General features: G+C 70.3%; 19 protein-coding genes. 9 read left to right on the forward strand and 10 right to left on the reverse strand.

Annotation, left to right across the window (positions count from 1 at the left end; genetic code table 11):
* Positions 1 to 1,302, forward strand: a complete 1,302-nt coding sequence (locus tag AC4FS1_RS07385) for a DUF58 domain-containing protein (protein ID WP_491153782.1) — start codon at positions 1 to 3, stop codon at positions 1,300 to 1,302.
* Positions 1,303 to 1,366: 64 nt separating this feature from the next.
* Here AC4FS1_RS07385 and katG read toward each other — a convergent pair whose 3' ends face one another.
* The 3 genes from katG to AC4FS1_RS07400 form a co-directional block, all read right to left on the reverse strand.
* The gene (gene katG / locus AC4FS1_RS07390; RefSeq protein WP_491153784.1) at positions 1,367 to 3,628 is read right to left on the reverse strand and encodes a catalase/peroxidase HPI; all 2,262 of its coding nucleotides are present in this window, start codon (positions 3,626 to 3,628) and stop codon (positions 1,367 to 1,369) included.
* Entirely contained in the window at positions 3,625 to 4,086 is a 462-nt protein-coding gene (locus tag AC4FS1_RS07395) for a Fur family transcriptional regulator (protein WP_491153785.1), read from the reverse strand. Before AC4FS1_RS07395 ends, katG begins: the two co-directional genes overlap by 4 nt.
* A gap of 677 nt (positions 4,087 to 4,763) precedes the next feature.
* Positions 4,764 to 5,759, reverse strand: a complete 996-nt coding sequence (locus tag AC4FS1_RS07400; RefSeq protein ID WP_491153787.1) for a stage II sporulation protein M — start codon at positions 5,757 to 5,759, stop codon at positions 4,764 to 4,766.
* A gap of 16 nt (positions 5,760 to 5,775) precedes the next feature.
* Between AC4FS1_RS07400 and AC4FS1_RS07405 the strand changes: the two genes are divergently transcribed.
* On the forward strand, positions 5,776 to 6,594 hold the full coding sequence (locus tag AC4FS1_RS07405) for an RDD family protein (RefSeq protein ID WP_491153790.1): 819 nt from the start codon (positions 5,776 to 5,778) through the stop codon (positions 6,592 to 6,594).
* Between the two features lie 512 nt (positions 6,595 to 7,106).
* Here AC4FS1_RS07405 and AC4FS1_RS07410 read toward each other — a convergent pair.
* On the reverse strand, positions 7,107 to 7,313 hold the full coding sequence (locus AC4FS1_RS07410) for a DUF3499 family protein (RefSeq protein WP_491153792.1): 207 nt from the start codon (positions 7,311 to 7,313) through the stop codon (positions 7,107 to 7,109).
* A gap of 69 nt (positions 7,314 to 7,382) precedes the next feature.
* On the opposite strand from AC4FS1_RS07410, the gene AC4FS1_RS07415 reads away from it, so the two are divergent.
* On the forward strand, positions 7,383 to 7,814 hold the full coding sequence (locus AC4FS1_RS07415; protein WP_491153794.1) for a metallopeptidase family protein: 432 nt from the start codon (positions 7,383 to 7,385) through the stop codon (positions 7,812 to 7,814).
* A gap of 111 nt (positions 7,815 to 7,925) precedes the next feature.
* Here AC4FS1_RS07415 and AC4FS1_RS07420 read toward each other — a convergent pair whose 3' ends face one another.
* The 4 genes from AC4FS1_RS07420 to manA all read right to left on the reverse strand — a co-directional run bounded on the left by AC4FS1_RS07420 (position 7,926) and on the right by manA (position 13,853).
* The gene (locus AC4FS1_RS07420; RefSeq protein WP_491153796.1) at positions 7,926 to 9,320 is read right to left on the reverse strand and encodes a DUF5719 family protein; all 1,395 of its coding nucleotides are present in this window, start codon (positions 9,318 to 9,320) and stop codon (positions 7,926 to 7,928) included.
* Complete coding sequence (locus AC4FS1_RS07425) at positions 9,317 to 12,145, reverse strand: glycosyltransferase family 2 protein (protein ID WP_491153798.1); 2,829 nt, start codon at positions 12,143 to 12,145, stop codon at positions 9,317 to 9,319. The genes AC4FS1_RS07420 and AC4FS1_RS07425 overlap by 4 nt, the downstream gene beginning before the upstream one ends.
* 67 nt (positions 12,146 to 12,212) lie before the next feature.
* Positions 12,213 to 12,539, reverse strand: coding sequence for a WhiB family transcriptional regulator (locus AC4FS1_RS07430; RefSeq protein WP_491153800.1), 327 nt, complete (start codon positions 12,537 to 12,539; stop codon positions 12,213 to 12,215).
* Between the two features lie 144 nt (positions 12,540 to 12,683).
* On the reverse strand, positions 12,684 to 13,853 hold the full coding sequence (manA, locus tag AC4FS1_RS07435) for a mannose-6-phosphate isomerase, class I (protein ID WP_491153802.1): 1,170 nt from the start codon (positions 13,851 to 13,853) through the stop codon (positions 12,684 to 12,686).
* Between the two features lie 42 nt (positions 13,854 to 13,895).
* On the opposite strand from manA, the gene AC4FS1_RS07440 reads away from it, so the two are divergent.
* The 4 genes from AC4FS1_RS07440 to AC4FS1_RS07455 are packed head-to-tail and all read left to right on the forward strand — an operon-like array spanning position 13,896 to position 19,579.
* Positions 13,896 to 15,299 (forward strand): O-antigen ligase family protein, encoded by a 1,404-nt coding sequence (locus tag AC4FS1_RS07440; RefSeq protein ID WP_491153804.1) that lies wholly within the window; start codon positions 13,896 to 13,898, stop codon positions 15,297 to 15,299.
* A complete protein-coding gene (locus AC4FS1_RS07445) occupies positions 15,296 to 16,642 on the forward strand; it encodes an O-antigen ligase family protein (RefSeq protein ID WP_491153806.1) in 1,347 nt (448 codons plus the stop codon). Before AC4FS1_RS07440 ends, AC4FS1_RS07445 begins: the two co-directional genes overlap by 4 nt.
* Positions 16,643 to 16,694: 52 nt before the next feature.
* On the forward strand, positions 16,695 to 18,605 hold the full coding sequence (locus tag AC4FS1_RS07450; protein WP_491153808.1) for a glycosyltransferase: 1,911 nt from the start codon (positions 16,695 to 16,697) through the stop codon (positions 18,603 to 18,605).
* Entirely contained in the window at positions 18,602 to 19,579 is a 978-nt protein-coding gene (locus AC4FS1_RS07455) for a glycosyltransferase (protein WP_491153810.1), read from the forward strand. The genes AC4FS1_RS07450 and AC4FS1_RS07455 overlap by 4 nt, the downstream gene beginning before the upstream one ends.
* Here the strand turns inward: AC4FS1_RS07455 and AC4FS1_RS07460 are convergent.
* Together AC4FS1_RS07460 and AC4FS1_RS07465 are read right to left on the reverse strand one after the other, a co-directional pair.
* Positions 19,564 to 20,310: an ABC transporter ATP-binding protein gene (locus AC4FS1_RS07460; protein ID WP_491153812.1), complete on the reverse strand. Its 747-nt coding sequence runs from the start codon at positions 20,308 to 20,310 to the stop codon at positions 19,564 to 19,566. The genes AC4FS1_RS07455 and AC4FS1_RS07460 overlap by 16 nt on opposite strands.
* Positions 20,310 to 21,101, reverse strand: coding sequence for an ABC transporter permease (locus tag AC4FS1_RS07465; protein ID WP_491153814.1), 792 nt, complete (start codon positions 21,099 to 21,101; stop codon positions 20,310 to 20,312). Before AC4FS1_RS07465 ends, AC4FS1_RS07460 begins: the two co-directional genes overlap by 1 nt.
* Before the next feature lie 28 nt (positions 21,102 to 21,129).
* Between AC4FS1_RS07465 and AC4FS1_RS07470 the strand changes: the two genes are divergently transcribed.
* Together AC4FS1_RS07470 and AC4FS1_RS07475 are read left to right on the forward strand one after the other, a co-directional pair.
* Positions 21,130 to 22,032, forward strand: a complete 903-nt coding sequence (locus AC4FS1_RS07470) for a glycosyltransferase family 2 protein (protein ID WP_491153816.1) — start codon at positions 21,130 to 21,132, stop codon at positions 22,030 to 22,032.
* Between the two features lie 87 nt (positions 22,033 to 22,119).
* Entirely contained in the window at positions 22,120 to 23,175 is a 1,056-nt protein-coding gene (locus AC4FS1_RS07475) for a glycosyltransferase family 4 protein (protein ID WP_491153818.1), read from the forward strand.
* The last annotated feature ends 4 nt before the right edge of the window (positions 23,176 to 23,179 follow it).

Here is a 23,179-nt window from a genome sequence, read left to right on the forward strand (position 1 = left end):
GTGTACATCACCGGCCGCCTTCCGCTCCTCGTCGCCCTCGGGGTGGTGCCCGTCGTGCTCCTGACGGCGGCGGGCTTGGCGCCGTGGGCGGTCGTCGGCGGATGGATGCTGCTGTGCGCCGTCCTCGCTGCCGCCGATGTCGCCGGGGCCGCCGACCCTCGCGCCCTTCTCCTGGAGCGCCGTCTCCCCGCCCGGAGTCTGCGGGACGAACCGGTCGTCTCGGAGATCGTGGTGACCAATCCCGGCCCGAAGCCGCTCCGCGGGCTGCTCCGTGATGCCTGGCAACCGACCGCCGGAGCGGAGAATGCCCGGCTCCGGCTGGACGTCCCCGCGGGCGAACGGCGCATCCTGCGGCAGACCCTTCGGCCGAGGCGGCGCGGGGAGCTGCGCTCCGAGTTCGCGGTGGCGCGGGCGGGAGGCCCCCTGGGTCTGGCCGGGCGTCAGGCCCGCCTGGACGCACCGGGGCGGCTGCGCGTGCTCCCGCCGTTCCGCGCCCGTCGGCACCTGCCGTCGCGCTTGGCCCGGCTGCGCGAGCTGGACGGAAACACCAGCGTGCAGGTGCGCGGCCAGGGGACCGAGTTCGACAGCCTCCGCGAATACGTCCGCGGCGACGACGTCCGCTCGATCGACTGGCGCGCGACGGCGCGGGCCGGCACCACCATGCTTCGTACGTGGCGGCCCGAGCGCGACCGGCACATCGTGATCGTCGTGGACACCGGCCGCACGTCAGCGGCCCGCGTCGGTGACGGCGTCCGCCTCGACGCGGGAATGGAGACCGCGCTGCTGCTGTCGGCGCTCGCCCAGCGGGCCGGCGACCACGTGCACCTGCTGATGTTCGACCGCGTCGTCCGAGCCCGCGTAACCCGCGTGGAGGGTCCGGCACTCCTCCCTGCGCTGGTGGACGCGATGGCACCGGTCGAACCGGCGCTCCTCGATACCGATTGGGATGCGGCGCTCGCCCACGTGCGAACCTTCACCACGCACCCCTCCCTCGTCGTGCTGGTCACCGCGCACGACGACCCGGCCGCGGCACGGGGCTTCCTCGGCTCGCTGCCCGCGCTGGCCGCCCGCTCCCGGGTCTTGGTGGCGACCGCGTCCGACGCTCCCGCGGCCGATCCGCCGCGCACGACCGCTGCCGAGGTCTACGCCGCCGCCGCCGCCGAGCGGGCCGAGCAGGACGCCCGGCGCGTCGCCGCGGCAGTGGAGCGTGCGGGCGGCGATGCGGTCACCGCATCCGCCGACGACCTCCCTCCGCGCGTAGCCGACCGCTACCTCGCGCTGAAGGCCGCCGGCCGCCTGTAGTCCCGTCCTCTCGCACGCGGAAAGGCCCGCCCCTTTCGGGACGGGCCTTTCGGATGCGGTGTACTCAGACCAGGTCGAAGCGGTCGAGCTCGGTGACCTTGCGCCACGCGGCGACGAAGTCCCGCACGAACTTCTCCTTGGCATCGTCGCTCGCGTACACCTCGGCGAGGGCACGGAGTTCGGAGTTCGAGGAGAACACGAGGTCGACGCGCGAGCCGACACCCACCCGCTCGCCCGAGCCGTCCTTCATGCCCTGGAAGGCATGCTTGCCGGTGTCCAGCGGCGTCCACGTGGTGCCGAGGTCGAGCAGGTTCACGAACACGTCGTTCGTGAGCGCGCCGGGCGTCGCGGTGAAGACGCCGAACGGCGACGCGTCCCAGTTCGCCCCGATGGCGCGGAGACCGCCGACGAGCACGGTCATCTCCGGCGCGGTGAGGGTGAGCAGGTTGGCCTTGTCGACCAGCAGGTACTCCGCGGGGAGCCGCGCCTCCCGAGAGATGTAGTTGCGGAAGCCGTCGGCGATGGGCTCGAGCCAGCGGAACGAATCCACGTCGGTCTGCTCTTCGGTCGCGTCGGTGCGCCCCGGGGTGAAGGGCACCTCGACCTCCACACCGCCGGCGAGAGCGGCCTGCTCGACGCCCGCGTTGCCCGCGAGCACGATCAGGTCGGCGATCGACACCTTCTTGCCCCCGGTCTGCTGACCGTCGAACTCGGCCTTGATGCGCTCGAGAACGCCCAGCACCGTCTGCAGCTGCTCGGGGTTGTTGACTTCCCAGTCCTTCTGCGGTGCCAGGCGGATGCGGGCGCCGTTGACGCCGCCGCGCTTGTCACTGCCACGGAAGGTGGATGCCGCGGCCCACGTGGTGGAGACGAGCTGCTGCACCGTCAGTCCGCTGTCGAGGATCTGCTGCTTGAGCGCGGCCGCGTCGGTGGCGTCGATGAGCGCGTGATCGACAGCGGGAACCGGGTCCTGCCACAGCAGGGTCTCCTGCGGCACGTCGGAGCCGAGGTAGAGCTCCTTGGGTCCCATGTCACGGTGCGTCAGCTTGAACCACGCGCGGGCGAACGCGTCACCGAAGGCGACCGGGTCATCCCGGAACTTCCGGGAGATCTTGTCGTATTCGGGGTCGACGCGCAGCGCCAGGTCGCTGGTGAGCATGCGCGGCTCGCGCTTGCCCTCGGAGTGGGCGAGCGGAACCATGTCCGCGCCCATGCCGTTCTTGGGCCGCCACTGGTGCGCGCCGGCCGGGCTCTGGAAGAGCTCCCACTCGTACGCGTACAGGATGTGGAAGAACTCGTTGTCCCAGCGCGTCGGGTGGTAGGTCCAGGTGACCTCGAGACCGCTGGTGATGGTGTCATCGCCCTTGCCGGTGCCGTGGGAGTTGTGCCACCCGAGGCCCTGCTCTTCGATGTCGGCGGCTTCGGGGTTCGGCCCGACGGCGTCATCGGGCGCTGCGCCGTGCGTCTTGCCGAAGGTGTGCCCGCCGGCGATGAGGGCGACGGTCTCCTCGTCGTTCATGGCCATCCGGCCGAAGGTCTCCCGGATGTCGCGCGCCGACAGCAGCGGGTCGGGGTTACCGTTCGGACCCTCGGGGTTGACGTAGATGAGACCCATCTGCACCGCGGCGAGAGGCTTCTCCAGCTCGCGGTTGCCGGTGTAGCGCTCGTCGCCGAGCCACGTGGTCTCGGGACCCCAGTACACGTCGTCATCCGACTCCCACACGTCGGCGCGGCCGCCGGCGAAGCCGAAGGTCGAGAAACCCATGGACTCCAGCGAGACGTTGCCGGCGAGGATCATGAGGTCGGCCCACGAGATCGACTGGCCGTACTTCTTCTTGACGGGCCACAGCAGGCGCCGCGCCTTGTCGAGGTTGACGTTGTCGGGCCAGCTGTTCAGCGGGGCGAAGCGCTGCATCCCGGCACCGGCGCCGCCACGACCGTCGGTCACGCGGTAGGTGCCGGCGCTGTGCCAGGCCATGCGGATCATCAGCGGGCCGTAGTGCCCGAAGTCCGCCGGCCACCAGTCCTGCGAGGTCGTGATCGCCTCGAGGATGTCCTGCTTCACCGCGGCGAGGTCGAGTGCCTGGAACGCGGCCTTGTAGTCGAAGTCCGACCCGAGCGGGTCGCGCTGGGCGTTGTTCTTGGCGAGGATCTTGAGGTTGATGCCGTTCGGCCACCAGACGCGGTTGGCCGACCCCTGGGTCGGGTGGGGCAGGGGCCCTGCCGGCTCGCTGTCGGCAGGTGCCTCGCCCACGGGCAGGCGATTGTCGTCCGGAGCTGCGCCGTCATGGAAAACGGGGCAGCCGGGGGCGGCGATGTCGCTCATTCGGATCCTCTCTGAGGGTTCGGGTGTGAAGTGTCTGCTCGACAGTCCGGGCACAGCCCCCAGAACGTCACCTCGGCGGAGCGGATGTCGTATCCGCTCTCCTGGGGGACGTGCAGGCAGGGCGCAGCACCGACGACGCAATCGACGTCGTCGACTCGCCCGCAGGAGGTGCACACCATGTGGTGGTGGTTGTCGTCCACGCGCAGTTCGAACATGCCGGGGTGACCGGCCGGTTCGATGCGACGGGCGAGCCCCGCATCCACGAAGTCGCCGAGGGCGTTGTACACCGACTGCTTGCTCGTCCCCGGGAGGGTGACGCGGATGCGGTCGAACACCTCCTCGGCGGAGGCGTGCGGTCGGCCGGACAGGGCGTCGAAGACGGCCGTTCGGGTCGAGGTCACGCGCAGACCCGCGGTGCGCAGCAGCGCCTCGGGAGTCGTGTCGGGGCCGTCGAGCATCCTCTGAGCCTAGTGAAGTTTTGACTCGTTCAAAAAAAGGCCGGGTCGTGCGGCGAGCCTGCCCGACGGATGGCTCCCCGGGAGTCGTGCCGGGCCTCGGTGCTCGGTGCCGCGCCCCACCCCGCCCCTCGCCGCCCCGCACCGGGCACTTCGGGAGGAGATGGCGCTAGGGGAGGAACAAACCCGCACAACGGCCCTCCCAAACGCCCATCTCCTCCCCGAGCGCTCAGCCACGCGGAGGACGCACTCACCGACACGGAAGCCGACCCCACCCGGCACCGCGCACCTCGGGGAGGAGATGGCGCTTGGGGAGGAAGGAAACCCGCAGAAGGGCCCTCCGAAACGCCCATCTCCTCCCCGAGCTCTCAGCCACGCGGAGGAGGCACTCACGGGCACGGAAGCCCGCCCACCCGCACGGGCGCCGGGCACCGGGCACGTCGGGAGGAGATGGCGCTTGGGGAGGAACAAAACCCGCACAAGGGCCCTCCGAAACGCACATCTCCTCCCCGAGCGCTCACCAACACGGAGGACGCACTCCCCACCCACGCCGCCCCGGGCGCCTTGGGAGGACCGGGCACCTCGGGAGGAGCGGACACTTCAGGAGAAGCCCGAGGCTTCGGGATGATCGCCACCCGAGGCGCAGGGAGCCGCAGGCCCCCGGACGGGCCTGCGCGCGGTCATCCGGAGACGAGCCGCGCGGTGCCCGCTTCGTACTCGGTGAGGTCGCCGTCCTCCCGCTCCCGGACCGCGCGGCGACCGAGGATGAGCATGTACGCGAGGAAGGCGGCGAGCGCCAGCGCACCGATCGCGATCTTGATCGCCGTCGGCCACGGGGCGGGGGTGACGAAGCCCTCGATCACGCCCGAGACGGCGAGGACGAAGACGAGTCCGATCGCGATCGTGCCGAGGGACCGGCCGGCCGAGGCGAGCGCATCCGCTCGGCGGCGGGGTCCGGGGGCCACCCAGGCCCAGAAGATCTGCAGCCCGGCCGCTCCCGCCACGAGGATCGCGGTGATCTCGAGCAGGCCGTGCGGGAGGATGAAGGAGAAGAAGACGTCGCCGCGGCCGAAGGCGAACATGACCGCGGCGGCTGTTCCGATGCCGACCGCGTTCTGCACGAGCACCATGAGCGGCCAGAGGCCGGTGATGCCGAAGATCACGCACTGCGCCGCGATCCACGCATTGTTGGTCCAGACCGTGCCGGCGAACACCGCCGCCGGGTTCTCGCTGTAATACCCGGTGAACTCCTCCTCGGCGTATGTCTCGAGCTCTGCCCGGTCGCCGAGCGCCGCGACGGCTGCGGGGTCACCGGCGATCCACACTGCGACGAGGATGGTGACGGCCAAGAAGCCGACCGCGACGGCGAGCAGCGTCCAGCGCACCCGATAAAGCGCGGCGGGCAGTTGCCCGACGAAAAAGCGCGGCACGAGGGCGCCCGCGTTCTCGCGCACGCCCGTCAGCCGCAGTCGGGTGCGCGCCAGCAGCGTCGAGACATAGTCCCCCTGCGGCGTGCGCCCCGCGGAGGTCTTGATGTCGGCGAGATCGGCGGATGCTGCGCGGTACCGCGTGACCAGTTCATCCACCTGCGCGCCAGAGAGGCGTCGAGCGCGGCTCAGTTCGTCCAGTCGCGCCCACTCCTGCCGCCGTGCGGCCGTCAGGGCGTCGAGGTCCATTTGCTTTACTGTACCCATGGCGCTTGACCCCTCCCCCGCCCAGGTGCGCATCGCACAGGATGAGACGGTCACGGGAGAGGCCGTCGCCCTGGACGTGCAGTCCGTGGGATTTTTCCTGCGGGCCGTCGGAGCGCTGATCGATTTCCTCGCCGGAGTGGCGGTTCTCCTCCTCCTCGCGACCGTTCTCTCGTGGCTCGTGAGTGCGGGCCTCCTTGGGGAGGAAGTCATCGCACCCCTCGCGATCACGGTCCTCGTCCTCGTCACCGTCGTCGTTCCCACCACTGTGGAGACGGCAACCCGGGGGCGGAGTCTCGGAAAGCTCGCCATCGGCGGCCGGATCGTCCGCGCAGACGGCGGCGCCATCGGCTTCCGGCACGCGTTCCTCCGGGCGCTCGTGGGTGTCCTCGAGCTGTGGTTCACGCTGGGCTCGCTGGCCGCGCTGGTCGGCGCATTCACGCCCCGCGCCCAGCGCCTGGGCGACCTGCTGGCCGGCACGTACAGCGAGCGCACACGTACCCGGCCGCTGCCACCGCCGGCGCCCGGCATCCCAGCTGCTCTCGCGGGATGGGCGACTATCGCGGACGTCGCACGCCTGCCTGACCGCCTCGCCGCGCGCATCGCCCAATTCGTGCGCTCGGCGCCGCAGTTGCAGCCGGCTGCCCGTGTGCGGCTGGCCGAGACCCTCGCAGCGGAGGCGCGCCCGTTCGTCGCTCCCCTCCCACCGGTCGACGCCGACGTGCTGCTGCACGGCATCGCGGGGGTGCGACGCGAGCGCGAATTGCGGGCGCTCTACCTGGAGGACCAGCGCGTCGCCGCCCTCCTCCCGCGCACCTAACCCCACGCCGCCCGCGCGCCTAACCCCACGCCGCCCGCGCACTTAGCCCCACCCCACCCGCCCGCCCGGCGGCGCACTGCGCCCCATCCCGGCCGCGCACCGCGCCCCATCCCGGCGGCGCGCTGCCCTCCGTCCGGGATGCTCCACCCGCTCCCACGCCGTGCACGGCGTGGATTTGGGGCGCTTCCCGTGCTTTGGGGCGCGCCCGGCGGTGCCCCACAGCACGGATTCCGCCCCAAACCCGGTCAAGGCGCGCCGCGTCCACCCGGGACCCGGGCGGGTCGCACCTGGCGCGCACCGAAACACGGCTTCCACTCGCGTGCGGGCGCGCAGCTCGCCTTCGGGTTTGGGGCGCTTCCCGTGCTTTGGGGCGCGCCCCGGAGTGCCCCAAGGCACGGATTCCGCCCCAAACCCGTTCAGGGTGCGGCGTCCACCCGGGGCCGGCGCGGGGGCCGCACCGCAGGCCTCGAATCGGGGGATGCTGCGAGGCCGGGCCGCCGACGGACGGAGGGTTAGACGCGGAGGGTCTCGTGGCGAACGACGACCCATCCGCGCGGAACGGACAGGCGGTCGGTGTGGATGGCGCACAGGTCATGCGCGTGCGGGTCACCGGTACTGCCCAGCGGGCCGACCGCGGCCATTTGATCGGCGTAGTCGTAGGTCAGGGTCGCCACGGCATCGCGGGAGCATCCCACCTTGGAACAAAGTCTGTCGCGCATCGCCGTCAGCCTATCCGCGCGTTCGGACACGGCCCCGTCGCCTCGCCGACAGCGTCATAGGATGGGGCCATGGTTCGCCGACGCTCTCGCGAGCGCACTCGCGCCCGGGCTCCGCGGCACGGCCGTCACGGCCGGGAGAACCGCAGCCCTGTCGTTCGGCCCCCGCTCCCCCCGCTGGACACCCGCGTGGAGCGGTTCGACCTCGCCGTGGGTACCGCGGCCGAGTTCCTCCGGGCGACGTGGAGCGAGCTGCGCGACGTGTCGTTCGAGATCGGCGTGCTGCCGCCGTCCACAGACGAGCAGGGGATCCCGCGCTGGCGGGTGCTCCGCGAGCAGAAGCGGATCGTCCTCTACCGAGTGCCGATCGAGCGCCTCAGCCACCTGCATCGCGACGACGATCTGCACCGCCGCATGATGATCGAGAGTGCCGTCTTCCGTGCGGCCGCCGAGTACCTCGACCGCGATCCGTGGGACCTCGGCCCCGAACGCTTCCGCTTCTAGGCGCCACCGGGCGGCGCGAGCCCGCCCGCCGCAGCGCGGGCGCGAGCCCGCAGCCCGTGCCCGCAGTCCTCGGGGCGCCGGACGCGAGACCGCGGCCCGCAGGCCGCCGGCCTACGGGAAAATGACGATCGGCGGGGCGGCAGCATCCGCTCCCCACACCGGGAAGCCCGCCAGCGCGCCGGTCGAACCGAACGACACGGCCGCGTGCACGCTGCCGGCCGGGTCGATCGCGTGCACGCCCGACTCCGCGAGCGCGACCTCCGCTGCCCCCTCGGCGGGCAGTTCCACCTCGCGACTCGTGCCGGAGGGGCTCGTCAGGGTGACGGTCACCGCCTCGGCGCCGTCGTTCACGAGGGTGAGAACCGGTGACAGTCCGGTCGGGACCGCCACGACGGTGGGCCGGTCGATCTGCGGCGCCGCCGCGAACCATCCGAAGTCCGACCCCTGGCCGAAGCCGGTGGTGCTCCAGGCGCCGGCGACCAGCGGCACGTCGGCGTCGACGATGACGGTGTAGGTGCCCGCGGCAAGCCCCGGAAGGCCGAGTTCGCTGGGGATCCCGGCGGTGAGCGGCACCGTCGCATCCTCGCCCACCCGGCGGCCGTCGCTGTCGCGCACCGACACGGTGGCCTGCGTGTCGGCCGTGGGCGCGAGGAGGCGCGTGATGGTCCGCGCACCGGCGGCCGCGTCTGCTTCCTCCGCCGCAACGACCACGCCCGCGACGATCTGACGCTCGGACGCGGCGGCCACGGGACTGACCTGGTCGACGCCGCCGGGCTCCAGCGTGCGGATGAGGCTGGACTGCAGCGCCGCCGTCACCGGTGCCCCCACCGCCGTTACGGAGATCACGGGACTCGCCTCATCGGGCAGGAGTCCCGCGAGCGGCACCACGACCTGGCTCCCCGCCGCGACGACGCGGTCGGAACCGCCGGGGGCGACCACGGGACCGGCGGCTCCGTACACCGTCACCTCGACGGTCGCCGCGACCGCGCCCGGGTTCGACAGCAGCAGCAGATCGCCGGATCCGGTGGTGGTGGCGCCCCCGACGAGCCAGGACTCCAGGAGCGGCGGACGACAGGGGGATGCGGCGAAGCCGCGCAGATCGGCCGCCTCGACGGCGCTCGACCCGGCGGCGGCGAACGACGCCGGCCCGGAGGCATCGGCGGCGACGCTGAACGCGAGAGGCTGCGAGCCCTCGGCCGCGGTCGTCAGTGCGAATTCGGCCGCTCCAGCCGACGCCGGGCCGGACACGACGGACTGGTCGGCGGCGACCGACAGCTGCCCGGCCTGCTCCACGACCCGGCCGAGGGCGAGCAGCGGGCCGTCGCACGCCAGGACGGTGTCCGACGGCGCCGGGGTCGCCTCCAGCCGGACGGGCTCGGCCGTGGCCGTCGGCCAGGGGAACGCGATCGCGATGCCGACGACGATCACGATCGCCACCGCGATGGCGGCGCCGACGACGACCCGGGTGCTCGTGAGCACCCACCGGAACGGGCGACGCTCGGTCATCGCGCCTCCTTCACCGCAGGACCGACGATCCGTGGCGTCCGTCGCGCGAGGCGGCGGCTGGCAGCGGTCGGCACCGCCAGCAGGAGGCAGATCGCGACGACGATGATTTGCGCCAAGGCGATGAGCCGCGACGCGTCGCGCACCGCCGCCGTGTCGTCTGGCCGCGGGTGCACGTCGCCGGTGACACGCCACAGGGCACCGCGCGTCGTATCCCCGACGGCGTCGAGTCCGTTGCGCTGGTCGAGGGCCGTGGATGCGGAGAGCCGCAGCGCCCGGACGGCTTCGGCGTCGCCGGTCGGCGCTTCCAGGAGCACGAATGCGATCCCGCGGTCGGCAAGGGCCTGCACGGCCTCCGGGCTCGTCGAGGTCACGAGATCCGCCGCCAGGTCGGCGAGTTCGCGATCTGCCGCAGAGGCTTCGGTGCGCGTGGCGCGGACCGTGCTCTGCCCGCCGAGCGTCTCACTTCCGCCCCACACGACCCGCACGATCATTCCGTCCCCGCCGGGGTTCAGCACGATGGTGCCGACGCGCGGATCACCGCGCCCCTCCGCGGCCACGAACGCGGGCAGCGTCGACACGGGTCCGTTCGTGAGCACGGCCGCGTCGCGGGCGGGGGCGGTGAGCGCGGGGATCGCCGTCACGACCAGGGGCAGGAGAAGCACGAACGCGACAGCGGGACGCAGCATCCGCAGGCGCGGAAGCAGTCCCGTGTCGAGGGTGAGCACGGCAGCTCCGACGGCTCCCGCCCACGCGAGGCTGAGCCCTGCACCCGGCCACAGCGGCACTGCCGCCGTGCCCGCGAACGACACCGCGATGGCGACGGCCGCGAACGCCGTCGCCGTTCCGAGGAGAGTGAGCGCGATGAGAGCCGCGCCGACCGGCCAGCGAGGGGTCACGAGCGAGAGCAGGGCGAGGATGGCGAGCGGGGTGACCAGCAGCGGCACCCACCACACGGGCGCGCCGCCGAGGAACGCGCCCCACCCACCCGGGTCGGCCGTGGGGAATCCGGCGGCCAGGAGGAGGCGACCGGGCGCGTCCGCCGCGACTCCCCCGCCGACGGCGACCCCCGGGTCGGCCAGCAGTGCGAGGACATCGCCGGAGCGGAGTCGCTCCCACACCAGCGGCGCGAAGAGGACGATCGACGGGACGAGGAGCCAGACGACCTTCGCCGCGCCGTGCCCTCGGCGTGCCGCGATCACGGCGACGAGCGCGGCCAGCCATGCCACGACGAGCGCCGGGGCCAGCGACGGCGCGCAGGCGATCACGGCGGCAAGGAGAAGGGATGCTCCGCCCGCGCCCGCCCACGAGCGGTGAGCGACGCTGCCGGTGTAGAGCAGCCACGGCAGCAGCAGGTGTACGAGCACGGCAGCCGGGCGCCCCTCGACGAGCGCCGCGAGGAAGGCGGGAGCCAGCGCCCAGGCCACTGCGGCGACGATGCGCAGCAGTGACCGTTCCGTCACGCGCGTGGCAGCGAACCAGGCACCGAGCACGGCGAGCGGCAGCGCGAGGAGCCACAGGAGGACGAGCGCCCGCGACGGTTCGAACGGCCACAGTGTCCCGACCACGGCGATCACGGCGGCGAACGGATCGGCCGGCGCGACGTCGCCCAGGCCGAGGGCGCGTGAGCCGTACGCGGCATCGGCCCACAGTTGCGCGACGGTGGAGCGGAGCGGCAGGAGAGCGCCGCCGCCGAGGACGGGCCACGCCAGCAGAGCCGGGAACACGCCGACCGATACGGCCGCCGCACCCAGCACCGCCCACGCGCCGCCGCCGGTGAAGAAGCGCAGCTCGGAGCGCACCGGCGCATCGGGGTCGGCGCCATCCCCCTCCCATCGGAGGCGAAGCTGCGCCCGGCTGATACGCAGCGGCGTCAGGCGCGCCCATCCGGCGCGGCGCGTCGCGCGGATGCGCCCGCGCGCGCGGGCGATCGCCCCCCACCGCACCATGACGAGCAGCGTCGCCGCCCAGTCGGGGCCGACGCGTCCGGGTTGCTTCGCGACGAGGTGTGCGAGCGTCCGCCACACGGCGAGCGGGAGAAGCGAGAGCCACTGGAGAACCAGCGCCACGACGGGCGCGTAGACGAGCCGACGGTGCAGCTCAGCGGTGCGGATCGCGAACTCGCGCCGCGTCGAGTGACGTTCGGAGGGAAGCCCCGCAACTCCGTCACCGGCCACGGCGACCACGGCGGAGGGGACCAGTGTGACCCGCTCCCCCGCCAGCCGCGCCCGGACGCCGAGGTCGAGTCCTTCGTCCGCGCCGGCGAGCCCCGCATCCAGCCCGCCCAGTTGCCGCCATGCGTCCAGGCGCACGAGCACACCTCGGATATCAGTGCCCAGCACGTCTTCGGCCGCATCGTGCTGGCCCTGGTCCAGCTCTCCGGTGGCCAGATCGACGGTCCTGCCCAGGGGTGACATGCTCACACCGAGCGACACGAGCTCCGAGCGGTCCTCCCACTGCACGAGCTTGGGCGCGACGAACGCGACGGATGCTGCCAGCTCGAGCGCTCCGGCCAGGCGGGTGAGAGCGTCCGGCTCGGGGGCGGTGTCCTGCGCGAGCAGCCAGACGGCGTCGCCGGTCAGGCGCGGGGTGGCCATCGCCGTCGCGGCAGCGAATCCCGTGCCGTGCGGGGCGGTGATGACGCCCTCAGCGCCGGAGCGCGCGGCGATGTCGCGCAGATCACTGCCGCCACCGCAGAGCACGATCGTGAGCGCATCGACCGGCCGGGTCTGTGCGGCGAGCGCCGTCAGGGTGGCGCGCAGATGTGCGGATGTGGGCGTGCGACCTTCCGGACGCACGACGAGGATCGCGTGAACTCGGTCGGGCATGGCGCAGTCAGCCTAGGCGGGACTCGCGCTCACCCTCGGGCGCACGCGCCGCGGACGGCGGATCGGTTCAGCCGGCGCGGCGCTTGAGTTTGCGCCGCTCGCGCTCGCTGAGCCCGCCCCAGATGCCGAACCGCTCGTCGTTCTGAAGGGCGTACTCGAGGCAGGCGTCGCGGACATCACACGTGGTGCAGACACGCTTGGCGTCCCGGGTCGATCCGCCCTTCTCCGGGAAGAAGGCCTCGGGGTCGGTCTGCGCGCAGAGGGCCTCGGACTGCCAGGAAAGCGGGTTGTCGTCGACGACATCGATGTCGCGGCGGACACCCGGAACCCCCAGGTGGACGGGATCGACGAACCAATTTTCAGGTACGCCGGAACGATACTGTGATCCAGCCATCTCGTCTCCCGCTCTGAGCCCCTCAGCCACGCCGGCCGCGTGTATGCATAATTACACCCGTGTCATTCGCCCGGGTCAAGTCGCAGATACTAAAGCCTCAACGCGGACTTCAAACTTCACCACGCCCGCGGCGTGTCGCGGTTGTTACGCTCGGCCCGGCATGGCGACGAATGCGTGACCCTCTCCGGCGAACACCAGGGGGCTCTCGACCGGGGTCGCCAGCAGCGCCTGCCCCGGCTGGAGCGTGAGCCGGTCGCCGCTTGCTCCGGTGACCTCCACGATCCCCTCGACCGTGAGAACGAGGGATGCTCCGCCCAGCTCCACCTCGCTGGTGCCCTCTCCCACCGTCACTGCGGCCAGTGCGAAGTCGGGGATCCCGGCATCGAAGAGCCCGACGCCCCGCCCCAGCGCCTGCGGGGCGAGGAGAGGCGGGTCGGACGGGCGGGCGTCCAGCACCGTCAGCAGCTCCTCCACGTCGAGGTGCTTGGTGGTGAGGCCGCCGCGCAGGACGTTGTCGCTCGCCGCCATGAGTTCCACGCCGAGTCCCGCGACGTACGCGTGCAGGACGCCGGCGGGAACGAAGATCGCCTCGCCGCGGCGGAGGGTCACGAGGTTCATGAGAAGCGCCACCACGACCCCCGGGTCGGCGGGATAGGCACGAGCCAGGGTGCGCGCGAGTTCGAGCTCGGCGGCGAATTCCGGGGAGGACGCCGTGCCGGCCGCGGCGATGATGTCGGCGACCTCACCGGCCGCCGTGCCGCTGAGGAGCCACCCGATCGTTGCGCGGAGCGCGGCCTCCGCATCCTCGCCCGCCAGGTGCGCCGCGAGAGCACGCGGCCCGGAGGTGTCGCCGAGCGCGTCGACGAGCCGTCGGGTCGCCGCCAGGTCGCGGAGCCCCGCGAGGGCGTCGAACCGCTCGCTCACGGCCACGAGCAGCTCGGGCTTGTGGTTGTCGTCGCGGTAGTTGCGCTCCGCAGCATCCCGTGCCACGCCCGTCGCCTCTTCCCGGGCGAACCCGTCCTCCGCCTGGCCCTTCGAAGGGTGCGCCTGGATCGACAGCGGTGCGCCGGCGGCCAGGAGTTTCAGCAGGTACGGCAGCCGCTCAGGAACGCCGGCCGTCTGCGCCTCCGCCCGCAACCACGCGTCGAGCGTGCGCTCGGACCCGTCGTGCACCAGCGCCGGTGAGCCCGGGTGGTCGCCGAACCACACCTCCGCCTCGGGGGCGCCGGTGGGCTCACGCCCCTCCAGCTCGGCGATGAGCGTCGGTGATCCCCAGGCGTAGTCGCGGGGGATGTTCGAGATGCGGGTCAGCACGCGCCCAGCCTACGACCGGTGCGGGCGGTACCCTGAGGTCCCATGGCGGTTCACACGAAGCATCCCGCATCCGCGCCGCCTGCCGCTCCCGCGCGGGAGAAGACCGGGCACCTCCTCCTTCGGGGATGGTGCGTCTTCGTCGTGCTGCTCGCCCTCGGGGGAACCGCCTGGGTGCACGCGTTCGGCGACGTTGCCACAGGGGCCCTGACGGTCCTCTCGGGGGTCGTCTCCGTCATCCTGTGGCTCTCGATCCGCCCCCCGGTGCAGGGCCGGCGGATGCCCTGGCTGGCGTTCGGCTATGTGGCGTGGGCGGCCCTTTCGGTGCTGTGGAGCGCGTGGCCCGTGACGTCGATTCTCACGTGGCTGCTCCTGGCGATCACCACCCTCCAGGGACTGTTCGTCGCCGCCGTGCTGACCTGGCGTGAGATCGTCCGCACCATCGCCTCCGCTCTCAAGTGGGTGATCGGGCTCAGCATCGTGTTCGAGCTGGCGGTGTCGATCCTCATCGGCGGCCCCATCCTCCCCGGATGGGAGCGGCCCGTCGGGGAGATGGACCCGATCGTCTACTGGTCGCGCGACAACTTCTTCGACTGGGACGGCCGCATCCAGGGCATCTTCGGCAACTCCAACCTGCTCGCCGGCGTCATGGTGCTCGCGCTCATCGTCTTCGCCATCCGTTTCGCCGCTCGGTCGCCCCGCCGCGAACTGCTGATCGCGTGGATGGTCGTCGCGGCCTTCCTCCTCGTCCGTGCGGGTTCGGCCACCGCCTACCTGTCCGTGGTCGCGGTCGCCGTGGTGCTGGGCACCGTCCTCCTCATGCGCACCGCCCGGCGCCCCGGGGAACGCACCCGCTGGTACGTGCTGTACGCCGTCGTCGGCATCGGAGGCGCCGCGGCCCTCTGGTTCGGACGCGACACGCTGTTCCGCATCCTCGGCCGCTCCGCCGACCTCACCGGTCGAGAGGACATCTGGCAGCAGGTGCTCGAGCGTGCGTCGCAGCATCCGATCATCGGATGGGGATTCGCCACGCCCTGGCTCCCGGACGAGCCGCGGTTCGACGGATGGATCGTCGACCACGGCCAGACCGTGCTCCAGGCGCACAGCATGTGGCAGGATGCCTATCTGCAGCTGGGCATGATCGGCGTCGTGCTCCTCGCGCTCGCGTACCTCGCCTTCATCTGGCGGGCGTGGTTCTTCGCGATCGACCGCCCCCGCTTCGACCTCCGCGCCGACCGTCCCTACTCGCCGCTGACCCTCCTCCCCACCCTCGTCGGCACCCTCCTGCTCGTGCAGGGGGTCTCCGAGTCGGGGCCGCTTCTCGTGTGGGGCTGGATGCTGTTCATCCTGTTCGCCTTCAAGATCAAGCAGGCGCCGCTCGTGGGCGTCGGCCCGGCCGAGCAGAGCCTGGCGATCGAACGCGGCGAGCTGCAGAGCGCGGTGCCGTGAGCGACTCGGCACGGCACCCGACGCACGGCCTGTCCGGGCTCCTGGCATCCGCATCGTTCGCGCGCGCCTACACGCTGGCGACGTTGGCCACCGTCTTCAGCGCGTTCGCGATCGAGCGTGTGGCCGGCCAGGTCACCCTCGTCACGATCATCACCGGGCTGTGCGCGCTGGGGCTGGCGATGCTGATCTCCCGCCGCGCGGAGTACTCCCTCGTGCGCCTCGCCCCCACGACGCTCGTGGTGTTCCTGGCGTGGACGCTCGCATCCGTCACCTGGACCGGCGACCGCGGCGACACGCTGGCCGGCTGGATCGCGCTGGCCGCCGTCGCGCTCCTCGCCGTGGTCGTCGCGCTCGTCCGCGACACGCTGCAGACGGTACGGGCGCTCGGCGACGTCCTCCGCTGGCTGCTGTCCCTCTCCCTCGGCCTCGAGATCCTGTTCGGGATCCTCCTCGACATGCCCGTCCCCTTCCTCGGCATCCAGGGACGCATCGCCGAGTTCGGGCCGATCCAGGGCATCTTCGGCACCCGCAACGTTCTGGGGTTCGTGACCGTGCTCGCCCTGATCACGTTCCTCATCGAGTACCGCACCCTCTCGGTCCGCACCGGCGTCGCGGTGTTCTCCGTCGTCCTGGGCGGGGTCACCGCCGTGCTCACCGACTCCCCCACCGTGTTCGTCGTCGCCCTCGCCGTGGCCGTGGCGACGGCGGCACTCGTGGCGGTCCGCAGCGCATCACCGGAGCGCCGCAACGTTCTGCAGTGGACCATAGGCGGGCTGGTCGTGCTGGCCGTCGGGGCCGGGTACGCGCTGCGGGGACCGATCATCGATCGGCTCGGGGCGCAGAACGACCTGTCTCTCCGCACCGATCTGTGGGGAACTCTCGTCCCGCTGGTGCGGTTCCGTCCCGTCCAGGGGTGGGGATGGTTCGGTCCCTGGGTCCCTGGCGAGTTTCCGTTCAACGCGATCAACGCGACTCTGAGGCAATCGCACGCATCCGCGTTGAACGCCTACCTCGACGTCCTCCTGCAGATCGGGTGGGCGGGGCTCTTGCTCTTTCTCGCCCTCGGCGTGGTGGCACTCGTGCGGTCGTGGCTGGTCGCCAGCGAACGCCGTTCGGTCGTCTACGCGTGGACGCCGCTCATCCTCGTCGCCCTCCTCGTCGACTCCCTCTTCGAGAGCTTCACCCTCAGCGGTCTCGGGTGGTTCATGCTCGTCCTGTGCGCCATGCGCGCGGGTCAATCGCGCTCGTGGCGCGAGCGGATGGACGCGCTGGATGACCCCGTTGCGCCCGAGATTCTGCCGCTGTCGGGCGACGCTCAGGGCTTGGGCGGGCCGCGCGGGTAGGATTCACCGTGGCCGAAACGTCGGCCCGGTGCAGCATCCGGAGACTTTTCACGTGACGTACACCCTTCAGCATGTCGTGTTCCCGATCGAACGCGATCCCGATCTTCTCCCCCTCTACGCGGACCCCGAGACCTGGTCGGTCATCGACGAGGAGCCCGTGCGGGTGTCCAACCGCGCGAAGCTCGGCAACGTCCTGGGGCGGCGCCGAGCGCGGATTTCCGCGGGCCAGCGCGTGTCGTTCGGAACCTATTTCAACGGGTTCCCGGCCTCCTATTGGCAGCACTGGACCGCCGTGCGGCGTGTTCGCCTCACCGTCCGGCTGAACGGCGCTGCGACGATCCTCGTCTACCGCTCGAATGGCAGTGGTGTGAAACAGCGACTGGAGACGCAGGAGGTTTCCGGCGAGTCGGAGTCCTCCTTCGACCTCGAGCTGACGCAGTACAGCGACGGCGGATGGATCTGGTTCGATATCGCCGCCGATCAGGAACCCGCCATCTTCGAGGGCGCCGAATGGACCACGGAAGACGAACCCGTCCGCGCCGGCAAGGCGAGCATCGGCATCACGACCTACAACAAGCCCGACTACTGCCTTACGACGCTGGAAAGCCTCGCCGACGCTCCCGAGGCGCTGGAGCTTGTCGATCGGATCTTCCTCATCGACCAGGGAACACAGCTCGTTGCCGAGCAGGAGGGGTTCGGCCGCATCGCGGAACGCCTCGGTGAAACGCTCCAGCTGATCCGCCAGCCGAATCTGGGCGGGTCGGGCGGCTTCTCGCGCGCGATGCTCGAGACCCTCGAACGTCCGGAGAGCGACTTCGTGCAGCTCCTCGACGACGACGTGCGGATCGAACCCGAGTCTGTGCGCCGTTCCATCGTGTTCGGTCAGTACGCGTCGGTTCCCACCCTGGTGGGCGGGCACATGTTCGACCTCCTCGACCGGCCCAAATTGCATGCGTGGGCGGAGGTGGTTGACGAAGCACCCTTCATGTGGCGGGCGCTGTACCAGGAGAAGCTGCCACACGACTTCAGCGTCGCGAATCTGCGTCAGTCACCGATTCTGCACATGCGGATGGATGCCGACTACAACGGCTGGTGGATGTGCCTCATTCCGGTCGAGGTCATCCGCAAGGTCGGTCTCGCCCTCCCCGCGTTCATCAAGTGGGACGACGCGGAGTTCAGCCTGCGCGCGCGGGAGGCGGGCTATCCGACCGTCTCAGTGCCGGGAGTGGCTCTCTGGCACGTGTCGTGGATGGGCAAGGACGACTCGATCGATTGGCAGGCGTACTTCCACGCCCGCAACCGCATCGTCGCCGCGCTACTGCACTCGAATGCTCCGGGCGGCGGAACGCTCCTGCGGCACAGCACGCGCGTCGACCTCAAGCACCTCATGATGATGCAGTACTACCCGGTCGCCCTCCGGCACCGTGCCATCCGCGACATCCTCTCGGGCCCCGAGCACATGCGCGCAGGGTTGGCCACCGCGATGCCGGCGGCGCGCGAACTGGCGAAGTCGTTCCCGGAGACGGTCGTGCATAAAGACTCGGGCGTCCCACTCCGGTCCCGGCGCGGACGACAGGTGTTCCGGAGGCTGAGGACGCACGAATTCGACAGCCCCACCGGGCTCGCGTTGCGGACATTCACGCTACGAACGCTGGTGGCGCACTGGTTGCGCCAGCCCCAGCCGGAGAACGTCACGCAGCCCGAGGTCGAGTTTGGTAAAGGCGATGCGCAATGGTGGCGGGTGCCGCTCTATGACAGCGCGCTTGTCAGCGCCGCCGACGGGTCGGGCAAGAACATCTACACCCGGGACCGCACGAAGTTCCGTCGGATGCTGATCGACAGCGTGCGCCTCCATCGGCGGCTCCGTCGCGAATGGTCTGCGCTCGCCCAGCGGTATCGCGACGCCCTTCCCGCCCTCGTGTCCGAGGCGGAGTGGCGGAACACCTTCAGGAGCCCCCGATGACCGAGAACGGCAGAGCGTTCGACCCGGCCTCCGCGACGATCGCCGTCGTGACCTACAACCGCTCGGGGTTACTGTCGCGCCTGCTGGCGAGCATCGAGCGGATGGATCCGAAGCCGGGCCACGTCGTGATCATCGACAACGCCTCGGTGGATGACACCACCGAGGTCGTGGAGTCGTTCCGATCCCGGGTCGGCACTGAACTCGTCTACCGGAAACTCGAGACGAACACCGGTGGTTCGGGCGGCTTCAGCGAGGGCATGCGGACCGCCTATGAGCTCGGTTCGGAGTGGATCTGGCTCATGGACGACGACGTCGAGGTCATCCCCGATGGGCTCGCGCGCATGGGCGCGTGGACGCCACGCTTCCGCAGCATCCAGGGCCGCCGCTACGACTACGACGGTAGCGAGTTCTACTGGCAGTACCGCGTCGCCGAATCGATGGGCATCCCCATCCCGTTCGCGCCCGCAAGCTTCGACGAATCCGGCTACAAGGAGATGAACTCGGGGTGCTTCGAGGGCATGTTCATCCACCGAGACATCGTCGCGAAGATCGGCCTCCCCGACCCGCGTTTCTTCATCTACTGGGACGATCAGCTCTACGGCTGGCTCGCTTCGCGCCACACCACGTCGGTGATCGTGGACGAATTCGTCCTCCGCCGCACGCGCGAGATCAAGCAGTGGGACATGGGCATCCGTCATATGAACGCGTCGAGTGACGCGTACCGGTACTACATCATGCGAAACCGGGCCCATATCAAGCAGTACTATCGCGCGCTGGGCGTCTACAAGCCGCTCCCCTTCGCCGCGGGCACTGCGCTGACGTTCGTGAAGGAGCTCATCCGGCTGTTGGCCGTGGAGCGCACAGTGCGCGGCACGAGCCACCTGTTCCGCGGGCTCCGTGACGGCGGGCGCATCGCCCGTGACCGAGCGTGGCGGCCGATGCCACCCTTGACGGAGTCTCAGCCGGTCGCGTAGTCGGCGTTGTAGCGGTCGAGCACCTCAGCGATCGGCGCATCCATGGCGAGCGCGCCCTTGTCGAGGTAGAGGCCGCGCGTGCAGAAACGCCGGAGGTCCTTCTCGTTGTGGCTCACGAAGAACAATGTTCGGCCTTCCGCTAGCAGTTCGTCGATGCGGCGATAGCACTTCTCCCGGAACGCCCGGTCACCGACGGCGAGGACCTCGTCGACGAGCAGGGTCGGTTCGTCCAGCTGAGAAACCACGGAGAACGCAAGCCGAACCTTCATCCCATTCGACAGATGCTTGTACGGCGTGTCCACGAAGTCGCGAATCTCGGCGAAGTCGATGATGCCATCGAACCGGCGGTTCACCTCCGCGCGGGACATCCCATGTAGGCCGGCCGCCAACCGCACGTTCTCGCGGACCGACAAGTCACCGACGAATCCTCCCGTGATCTCGATCAGAGGCGCGACTCCCCCGCGGACGGTCACCCCACCCTCATCGGGAAGGAGCACGCCGGCGACCAGCTTCAGCAGCGTGGACTTTCCCTGACCGTTGCGCCCCACCACCCCGATCGACTCGCCGGGCTGCACGTCGAAAGTGACGTTGCGCAGGGCCCAGAATTCGCCGGGACGTGTCCGCCGTGACGAGCCGGCGAAAAGGTCTTTGATCGTGCGCTTGCCCCGCTTGTTGCGGCGGAACCGGACACCGAGGTCTCGAGCCTCGATGGCGGCGTGCGGAGTGCTCATCACAGCTCCTTGAGCAGGGGTCGCTCCAGCCGCGGGAAGGCGAACAGCCCGAGGAGGAGGAGACCGATCGAAATCACAGCGGACATGACGACGGAGAACGTGTCCCACTGGTCGGGAAAGAAACCGACGCGGAAGAGGGTGAAGATGCCGGACAGCGGGTTGAACGCGGCGAGTTGGGGGAAGATCCCGGGCAGATCACCGACGCCGTAGATGACGGGCGACGCATAGAAGAGCACTCGCAGAACGAGTCGCGTCGTCCTCTCGAGGTCGCCGAAAAGAACGCACAACGGCGCTACGAGGAGTCCGAGCCCGACCAACAACACCGTCTGAAGCGCGACAGCCACCGGGAACATCAGCAGGCCCCAGCCCACGGTCGCGCCGCCGAAGACCGCGAAGAGCACGAGCACGGGGATGGCGAAGAGGAACTCGATCCCCTTGCTCAGCACGATGCGGTTGACCCAGATCGAGCGAGGAATGGAGGTCGATCGCACCAACCGCGCATCCTTGTTGAAAGCTCGTGTGAAGTCGGTGACGGAGGCGTTGAACCACACCCACGGCAGGAGGGCCGTGATGAGGAAGACGATGTACGGTTCCTCGCCGACGGAGCGCTGGAATACCTGCGTGAAGATGAACCAGTAGATGAGGCTCATCACCAGGGGGTCGAGAACCGACCACAGGTAACCCAAGCCGCTGGTGGCGTACCGCACACGCAAATCGCGGGCCGACAGCAGCCACAGCGAGTGAAGGTAGCGCCGGGCCGATCCGGGTACGCCCACGGCGGCGGTGGTCACGAAGAGAGTCTAGAGGGCGGATAGGCTGGTGGTTCGCACCCATCGGACTCCCATGATCATCGACATCTGCATGCCCTTCTGGGGCGACCCCGACGACCTTCGCGCCGCCGTCCGATCCGTTCTGTCTCAGGACGACGACGCATGGCGCCTCACCGTGATCGACGACTGCTACCCCGACGAATCGGTGCCGGAGTACTTCCAGGGGATCGATGACCCGCGCGTCACCTACCTTCGCAACGAGCGGAACATCGGGATCACGGCCAACTTCCGCCGGGCGGTCGCGGCTGCGGATGGACCCTACGTCGTGATCATGGGCAGCGACGACCTGCTCCACCCCGACTTCGTCTCCCGTATGCGCGCGCTCGCAAGCGCCCATCCGGACGTGGACGTCTTCCAGATCGGCGTCGACGTCATCGGCGCCGACGGCTCCCCCACGGCCTCACTCGCCGACTTCGTCAAGCAGCGGATCCTGACGCCTCGGCGCGCGACCACGCTGCGCGCCGAGGAGATGGCACGCAGCCTGCTGGTCGGGGATTGGCTGTACTGGCCATCGCTCCTGTTCCGCACCGACCGCCTGCGCGAGATCGACTTCCGAGATGACCTGCCAATCATCCTGGATCTGGCACTTCTCGTCGACATCGCCTTCGCCGGTGGGGGCCTGCGCTATGAACCCGGAGCGGCGTTCTCCTACCGACGCCACGGCGAGAGCCTCTCGCAGAAGACGATCCTGGACGGAACGCGGTTCACCGACGAGCGGGGGTACTACCGCTCCACCGCCGCGGCAGCTCGCGCGCGTGGTTGGCACCGCGCGCACCGCGCCGCCCGATGGCGGCTGATGTCACGTCTGCACGGCCTCTCGGTGCTACCGACGGTCCTGGTCAAGGGGACATCGTCGGCGCGCCGAGCGGCCTTGGCGCTCGCCTTCGGCTGAGGTCGCGCACAGACGCATCCGTTAGGCTGTCCGACCGTGCCCCGTGTGATCGTTGACCTGCTGTCCTATACAGGAACGAAAGGCGGGATGGAAATCTACGCCCGTGAACTGTACAAACGCCTGGGGACGATGGCCGAGGGCTGGGAGTTCATCGGCTACTTCAGCCGCGAGGGATATCGGCTGGATCGAACCTGGTTCCCCGGCGAGACCGTCGACTCCGGCATCAGCGGCGAGAGTCGGCCAATCTGGGCCTGGGGCGAGTTGTTCTCGGTATCCCGCGCCGCGAAAAGGTTCAGCGCGGACCTCGTGCACTGTCCGGCGCTCCTCGGGCCGCGCAGGACGACGATGCCCACCGTGATCACCATGCACGACATGCTGTATTGGAGTCACCCGGAGTACATGTCGACCCCTCTCTTCACGGAGCCCGTGAAGTGGATGGAGCGGATGGCCGCCCGCAACGCGACGAGGATCCTGACGATCAGCGAGGAGTCACGCCAGGCCATCCTGCGCTACCTGCACGTGCCTTCCGATCGCGTCGATCTGGTCCCGCTCGCCGGCACCAAGGTTCCCGGCGCCGATCGCTCGCTCGCGTCCCAGCCACACCCGATGGTGCTCGCGACGGGAAACCGGCGCCCCCACAAGAATTGGGCTTCGCTGATCCGCGCGCTTCCACTGATCCCGGCAGCCGAGCGTCCACGCCTCGTGATAACCGGCAGCCACGGCGAGGACCCGCTGCGTGCCGTGGTGGAGGAGACGGGGATGTCTGACTGGGTTCAGTTGAAAGGGTGGGTCGACGACGACGAGATGCGCGACCTGTACTCGCGCGCAACGATCCTCGCGATGCCTTCCTTCGCCGACGGGTTCTCACTGCCCGCCCTGGAGGCGATGATGGCGGGCCTGCCGGTCATGATCAGCGACATCCCCGTCTATCGGGAAGTGGTGGGGGACGCGGCACTGCTGATCGACCCCACCAGCCTGGAATCGATCGCGTCGGCGATGCGCACCGCCGCCGGCTCCCCCGAGCTCATGGCCGAACTGTCCCAGCGTGGACGCGAGCGTGCAGCACTGTTCTCCTGGGAGCGCACGGCGGAGGCCACGCTGCGCTCCTTCGAGCGGGCCCTCGCCGAGCCGCGGCGCCGCTGAGTCC

Source organism: Microbacterium sp. Z12_35 (assembly GCF_058310475.1).

What these genes read in the sequence shown, in the direction of transcription:
- AC4FS1_RS07410 (WP_491153792.1), bottom strand. Translation starts at nt 7,313, where the DNA reads ATGCGCGACAGACTTTGTTCCAAGGTGGGATGCTCCCGCGATGCCGTG.
- AC4FS1_RS07475 (WP_491153818.1), top strand. Translation starts at nt 22,120, where the DNA reads ATGGAAATCTACGCCCGTGAACTGTACAAACGCCTGGGGACGATGGCC.
- AC4FS1_RS07425 (WP_491153798.1), bottom strand. Translation starts at nt 12,145, where the DNA reads ATGCCCGACCGAGTTCACGCGATCCTCGTCGTGCGTCCGGAAGGTCGC.
- katG (WP_491153784.1), bottom strand. Translation starts at nt 3,628, where the DNA reads ATGAGCGACATCGCCGCCCCCGGCTGCCCCGTTTTCCATGACGGCGCA.
- AC4FS1_RS07430 (WP_491153800.1), bottom strand. Translation starts at nt 12,539, where the DNA reads ATGGCTGGATCACAGTATCGTTCCGGCGTACCTGAAAATTGGTTCGTC.
- AC4FS1_RS07420 (WP_491153796.1), bottom strand. Translation starts at nt 9,320, where the DNA reads ATGACCGAGCGTCGCCCGTTCCGGTGGGTGCTCACGAGCACCCGGGTC.
- AC4FS1_RS07460 (WP_491153812.1), bottom strand. Translation starts at nt 20,310, where the DNA reads ATGAGCACTCCGCACGCCGCCATCGAGGCTCGAGACCTCGGTGTCCGG.
- AC4FS1_RS07415 (WP_491153794.1), top strand. Translation starts at nt 7,383, where the DNA reads ATGGTTCGCCGACGCTCTCGCGAGCGCACTCGCGCCCGGGCTCCGCGG.
- AC4FS1_RS07395 (WP_491153785.1), bottom strand. Translation starts at nt 4,086, where the DNA reads ATGCTCGACGGCCCCGACACGACTCCCGAGGCGCTGCTGCGCACCGCG.
- AC4FS1_RS07455 (WP_491153810.1), top strand. Translation starts at nt 18,602, where the DNA reads ATGACCGAGAACGGCAGAGCGTTCGACCCGGCCTCCGCGACGATCGCC.
- AC4FS1_RS07440 (WP_491153804.1), top strand. Translation starts at nt 13,896, where the DNA reads ATGGCGGTTCACACGAAGCATCCCGCATCCGCGCCGCCTGCCGCTCCC.
- AC4FS1_RS07405 (WP_491153790.1), top strand. Translation starts at nt 5,776, where the DNA reads ATGGCGCTTGACCCCTCCCCCGCCCAGGTGCGCATCGCACAGGATGAG.
- AC4FS1_RS07400 (WP_491153787.1), bottom strand. Translation starts at nt 5,759, where the DNA reads ATGGACCTCGACGCCCTGACGGCCGCACGGCGGCAGGAGTGGGCGCGA.